Source organism: Hydrogenovibrio sp. (genome assembly GCF_049975065.1).
In the GTDB taxonomy this organism is placed as follows: domain Bacteria; phylum Pseudomonadota; class Gammaproteobacteria; order Thiomicrospirales; family Thiomicrospiraceae; genus Hydrogenovibrio.
This window is the reverse complement of record NZ_JBNGDN010000008.1, coordinates 1-5656: the sequence shown is the minus strand read 5'-3', so window position 1 is coordinate 5656 and position 5656 is coordinate 1. Positions and strand designations below refer to the sequence as shown.

Genomic DNA, 5656 nt, shown 5'->3' with positions numbered 1-5656 from the left:
CCGACCATGCACAGTTGGGGCAATATGATCAATCAGGCGCGTCTGGAAATGGCACGCGAACCCATGGTCTGGTGGTCGCTGTTTGCCGCTTTTTTCTTTATGTTTGTTCTGGTACTGGCGGCCAACCTGTTTTCAGACAGAGTGCAAGCGGTTCTGGATCCACGCAACCACACCTAATCACACCTAATCACACACTGAAAGGTCATTATGAATAACGAACAAGCTGTTTTAAACGTCAATCACCTTGAAGTCAAAGTCGGCGACACCGCGTTGGTGAAAAACATCAGCTTTCACATTCAACCGGGTGAAATTTTTGCCTTGGTCGGGGAATCCGGTAGCGGCAAATCGCTGACGTCCCTCGCCATTATGCGCCTTTTACCGGAGGCGTTGAGCATTACCGGCGGTCAAGTGATGCTGACAGGCGACAGTTTGTTTCAATTATCCGAAGCGCAAATGCAGCAGGTACGCGGACAGCGTGTGGCGATGATTTTTCAAGAACCCATGACGTCGCTCAACCCGGTGATGAAAGTCGGGGATCAAGTGGCCGAGGCTCTGAGAGTCCACTTGAGCATGAGTCGCCATGCCACCCGCACCAAAGTCATTTGTTTATTTGAAGAAGTGGGGCTTCCCGACCCTGAAGCCCGCTACGACTGGTATCCGCACCAATTGTCCGGCGGGCAGAAACAGCGCATCATGATTGCCATGGCACTGGCTTGTGAGCCGGATCTGTTAATCGCCGATGAGCCAACGACCGCTCTAGACGTGACCATTCAGGCACAGGTACTGGATTTGTTAAAACAGCTGCGCGATCAGCGAGGCCTGGCCATTTTATTCATCACCCACGACATGGGGGTGGTGCATGAAATGGCGGATCGGGTGGCGGTGATGCGGCACGGAGAACTGGTCGAACAAGCCGATAAGGCGCATTTTTTTGACCGGCCAGCGCACCCTTACACGCAAAAATTATTGGCCGATGCGGTTCCCAAGCTGACCTATAAACCCGTTTGCGACAGCCGAAACCTCCTGCGCATCAGCGATTTAAAAGTCCACTTTCCAATCAAAAAAGGGGTTTTCCAGCGAACGGTCGGTTACGTCAAAGCGGTGGACGGTGTCAGTCTGGCAATCAACCGTGGCGAGACCTTAGCTCTGGTCGGGGAGTCGGGCAGTGGCAAAAGTACCATTGGCCAAGCCATTCTGCGATTAGTGGACGCGACGTTTGGGGAAGTCGAATTTCATACCGAATCGGACATAGTGGATTTGCTGCCTTTGAATGAGCGACGCATGAAACCCTTTCGCAGACGGGTGCAGGTGATTTTTCAAGACCCGTTTTCAGCGCTGAACCCACGGATGCAGATTCGTGACATTATCCGTGAAGGCATGAACAGCCTCAACGTCGGACCGAAAACAGCGGCGGAACAGGATGAACGCATTGATGAACTGCTGAATCAGGTGGGTCTTTTGCCGGAACATAAATTCCGTTACCCCCACGAATTTTCCGGTGGGCAACGGCAACGCATCGGCATTGCCCGCGCCTTGGCGGTGGAGCCGGAATTGATTATCTGTGACGAGCCGACCAGTGCCTTGGACGTATCGGTACGGGCACAGGTGCTGGATTTATTGAACCGGTTACAACAGCAGTATCATATGTCGTATTTATTCATCACCCATGACTTATCGATTATTCCGGCCATTGCCCATCAGGTGGCGGTGATGAAAGAAGGGGTAATTGTTGAACAGGGAGCGGTGGAAGACATCATGCTCAACCCGCAACACGACTACACCCGTCAGCTTCTCGACTCGGCGCCCAAGCTGATTCGACAAGCGTTTAACCGACCAATGACAAAAGAAGCCGACACACTCGAAGCGCGATAGAAGAAAAAAGCTCAGTCAGACCCAGTGAAAAAAATCCACCACGAAGACACGAAGATTTCACCACTCAGCATTCCACTGTGCCTTCGTGCCTCTGTGGTTCAATAAAGCCATTCCACCAGGCCTGGCAAATAACCACCAAGTCACAAAGTTTGTCACAATCCAGAATCCTCTGTATCTTCGTGCCTATGTGGTTCAAACGGCGGTTTCACCAGGCCTGGTCTGTTTTTGATTTTCGAGTTCGGCAATGGATTGCATGGTGCTTAACACCGAGTCGGGGTTCAGACTGATGGAGTCGATGCCGAGTTCAATCAAAAATTTCGCCATTTCCGGATAGTCGGACGGTGCCTGCCCGCACAGTCCAGAATGCAATCCATTGCGTTTGGCACCTTCAACCGCCCATTGAATCATGGTTTTCACCCCATCGGCACGTTCGTCGTAACTGTCGGCCACCAGCGCGGAATCACGATCCACCCCCAGCACCAGTTGCGTCAAGTCGTTCGAGCCAATGGAAATGCCATCAAAGTAGGGCGCAAAGGCATCCAGTTCAAGTACATTGTTCGGAATCTCGCACATCATGTAGATTTTTAAGGCATTTTTATTGCGCTTCAAGCCATGCTTTTCCATGGTTTCAATCACTTTTTGCGCTTCAACCACGCGCCGTACAAACGGAATCATCACGATGACATTGCTGAACCCCATTTCTTCGCGAACGTATTGGATGGCTTGGCATTCCAGTGCAAAAGCGGGCTCGAAGGCCTCGGATATATAGCGTGATGCCCCCCGATAGCCGATCATGGGGTTTTCTTCTTCGGGTTCAAAATAGCGTCCACCCAGCAGGCGGGCGTATTCATTCGATTTAAAATCCGATAAACGCACCACCACCGGTTTCGGGTAAAAGGCGGCGGCAATGGTGCCGATGCCGCTGGCGAGTTTATCGATGAAAAAGGCCTTGCCGCTATCGTAACCGCGGGTTAGGTCGGTCAGCTGTTCCTGAATGGTTTTGGCCGTCACTTTTTCCGGTTGCAGTAACGCTAAAGGGTGGGCTTTGACCGATTCATTGATGATGAATTCCATTCTGGCCAGCCCGACGCCTTGATTTGGGATAAAACTGGTCTGAAAGGCCAGTGCCGGATTGCCTAGGTTCAGCATGATATCGGTTTTCGGTGTCGGCAGCTGCGATAAGTCGGTTTCGTGGATGTCAAACGGTTGCTTGCCGAGATAGACTTTTCCTGTGTCGCCTTCGGCGCAGGATACGGTGACGACTGGATTAGACTCCAGCGCATGCGTCGCGTGCGGGCAACCGACGATGGCGGGAATGCCCAGTTCACGCGCAATAATGGCGGCGTGACAGGTGCGACCGCCGCGATTGGTGATAATGGCCGCCGCCACTTTCATCACCGGTTCCCAGTCGGGTGTGGTGATGTCGGTGACGAGAATTTCACCGGCTTTGAATTGATCAATGTAGGCCACATCCTGAATGACGCGCGCTCGGCCCTGTGCCACTTTGCGGCCAACCGCACGACCTTCCACCAGCACTTGAGCATCCGGTTCGGGCGAAATTTGGTAGCTTTTGAGGTGTGTGCCGATTTTCTGTGAAGCGACGGTTTCCGGCCGTGCCTGGACAATGTAAAGCTGGCCGTCGTCGCCGTCTTTCGCCCATTCGATGTCCATTGGGCGTTGGTGGCCGGCTTTGTCGCTGTAATGCTTTTCAATGCGGATGGCGTAATCCGCCAGCTTCAGGACTTCGTCATCACTGAGGCAATAAGCCTGTCGCTCCGCTTGGGTGGTATTGATATTGTGCACCGGTGTTTTATCAGTACCAGCCGCATAAATCATTTTAATTTTTTTAGCCCCCAGATGGCGTCGAAGCACCTTGCGGTAGCCTTGTTCGAAAGTCGGCTTGTGAACGTAAAACTCGTCGGGATCCACCGCACCCTGAACGACGTTTTCCCCAAGACCATAGGCACCGGTAATGAAAACCGCGTCTTTAAAACCGGTTTCCGTGTCTATCGAAAACATCACCCCAGAGGCGCTCAAATCCGAGCGCACCATTTTCTGGACGCCGATTGACAGCCCGACGTCAAAGTGATCAAACCCCTGATCGATGCGGTAATGAATCGCTCGGTCGGTAAATAAACTGGCAAAACAGCGTTTGCAGGCATTGAGCAGAGCTTGTTCACCGGTCACATTTAAATAGGTATCTTGCTGTCCCGCAAAACTGGCGGTGGGAAGGTCTTCTGCCGTGGCCGAACTGCGAATGGCCAAGGTGATGGGCGTGGGGAAGCAATCACACAAGACATGGTAAGCATCGAGAATCTCATCGATTAATACTTGCGGCAGTTCGGCATGAAACACCAATTGCCGAGCGGCTTGACCGCGTTCGGCCAAATCGGTCACACTGGCGGCGTCAAGCGGGTCAAGAAGATCATGAAGCTTTTGCCACAAGTCGTTTTCCGTCAAAAGCATCCGATAGGCTTCCGCAGTGACGGCAAAACCGTTGGGCACCGGGATTCCGACCGGTGTCAGGGATTGGAACATTTCGCCTAGAGAAGCGTTTTTACCGCCCACCAATGGAATGTCCTCAATGCCAATTTCATCAAAAAATCGAATATAACGCCGCTTTGCCATAATGTTCTCCTAACCCGAATATTTCACAAATTTGCACCGACTTTGCTTGTTCCTTGATTCCACAAGAAATATTTTCTCAGTCGGTCGTAATCACCGATACGACGCGTCTTCGAAAATTTCCTTGTGAACCCAATGCTCTGCGCAATCTCAGCACAAATTCATGAAACATTCGGCTAAAAAGGTGTATAGTTTGTGGGTGTTAATGCTGTGTAACATCATACGACTTTCCGAAGCAGATTAAAACCAAAGCGCGCCACCTCATCTTCAATGGGTTTCGGCAAGCCAATACAATAACATTCAAATATCCGTTAAGCCGTCTGTTCAGCATTCGATTTACATTTCAATTGTAACCCGATAATGAGGAAATTCGATAATGAACGCTACCCGAAACTGGTCGCTCCCTGAGCTCAGTATTCCGTTAAAATCTTTATTCACCGGCTACATCATGGTGGTCGGGCTGGGGCTCTTGATGGCCGGCGGTCAAATACTGCTGACGCACGGTATGGCAGACGGCAAATTCGGGGTTTCAGTTGACGATATTGTGTACAGTTATTACGGGAATCGAACCGGCTCCAAGCTGGAATCGAAATTGAATGGTTCGATGAAAGACAAGGCTACGCCGGAAGAACGAATGACATTGATTAAATGGGCGCGTGATGGGGCGAAAGAATCGGAGTGGGAACCGATTGTTGAACCGATAGTGATGCAGAAATGCGCCGTTTGTCATGCGCACATCAAATCGTTGCCAAATGTGACTCAATTCAACACCATGAAAGAAATCGCCAAAGTGGATGAGGGCGCGGACATTACTTCTTTAACACGCGTTTCACACATCCACCTGTTCGGCATTTCGTTCATTTTCTTCTTTGTCGGTTATATCTTTTCGATGGCGGTTGGCTTCAATCGCTGGGTTAAGGCGGTGATTATCTTCATTCCGTTTGCCTTTTTGGTGGTGGATATTGCTTCTTGGTGGTTAACGAAAATGAACCCGCAATTTGCCTGGTTTGTCATTATCGGCGGGTTTGGGTACAGCATTGCAGCGACGATTATGCTATTCACGTCCTTGTATCAAATGTGGGTGATGCCGTGGCTGGAAGCGCGTAAAAAGCCAACCGCGTAATCATCATTCAAAACGCATTCTGAAAAAGGTGATATG

The 5656-nt window shown here is 50.9% G+C and carries 3 protein-coding genes and 1 pseudogene; 3 read left to right on the top strand and 1 reads right to left on the bottom strand.

Annotation, left to right across the window (positions count from 1 at the left end; all coding sequences use genetic code 11):
- Positions 1 to 177: pseudogene (locus ACP5D0_RS02415) on the top strand (ABC transporter permease); the annotation flags it as partial.
- Between the two features lie 30 nt (positions 178 to 207).
- Positions 208 to 1872, top strand: coding sequence for an ABC transporter ATP-binding protein (locus ACP5D0_RS02410; RefSeq protein ID WP_472363970.1), 1665 nt, complete (start codon positions 208 to 210; stop codon positions 1870 to 1872).
- Positions 1873 to 2064: 192 nt separating this feature from the next.
- Here the strand turns inward: ACP5D0_RS02410 and ppsA are convergent, their stop codons facing one another.
- Positions 2065 to 4500, bottom strand: coding sequence for a phosphoenolpyruvate synthase (gene ppsA, locus ACP5D0_RS02405; protein ID WP_472363969.1), 2436 nt, complete (start codon positions 4498 to 4500; stop codon positions 2065 to 2067).
- 373 nt (positions 4501 to 4873) lie between these two features.
- Between ppsA and ACP5D0_RS02400 the strand changes: the two genes are divergently transcribed.
- Entirely contained in the window at positions 4874 to 5620 is a 747-nt protein-coding gene (locus ACP5D0_RS02400; protein ID WP_472363968.1) for an elongation factor-1 alpha, read from the top strand.
- Positions 5621 to 5656 lie beyond the last annotated feature (36 nt).

Excerpts from the sequence above, each read along its gene's own strand:
- ACP5D0_RS02410 (WP_472363970.1), top strand. The coding sequence starts at position 208 with ATGAATAACGAACAAGCTGTTTTAAACGTCAATCACCTTGAAGTCAAA.
- ppsA (WP_472363969.1), bottom strand. The coding sequence starts at position 4,500 with ATGGCAAAGCGGCGTTATATTCGATTTTTTGATGAAATTGGCATTGAG.
- ACP5D0_RS02400 (WP_472363968.1), top strand. The coding sequence starts at position 4,874 with ATGAACGCTACCCGAAACTGGTCGCTCCCTGAGCTCAGTATTCCGTTA.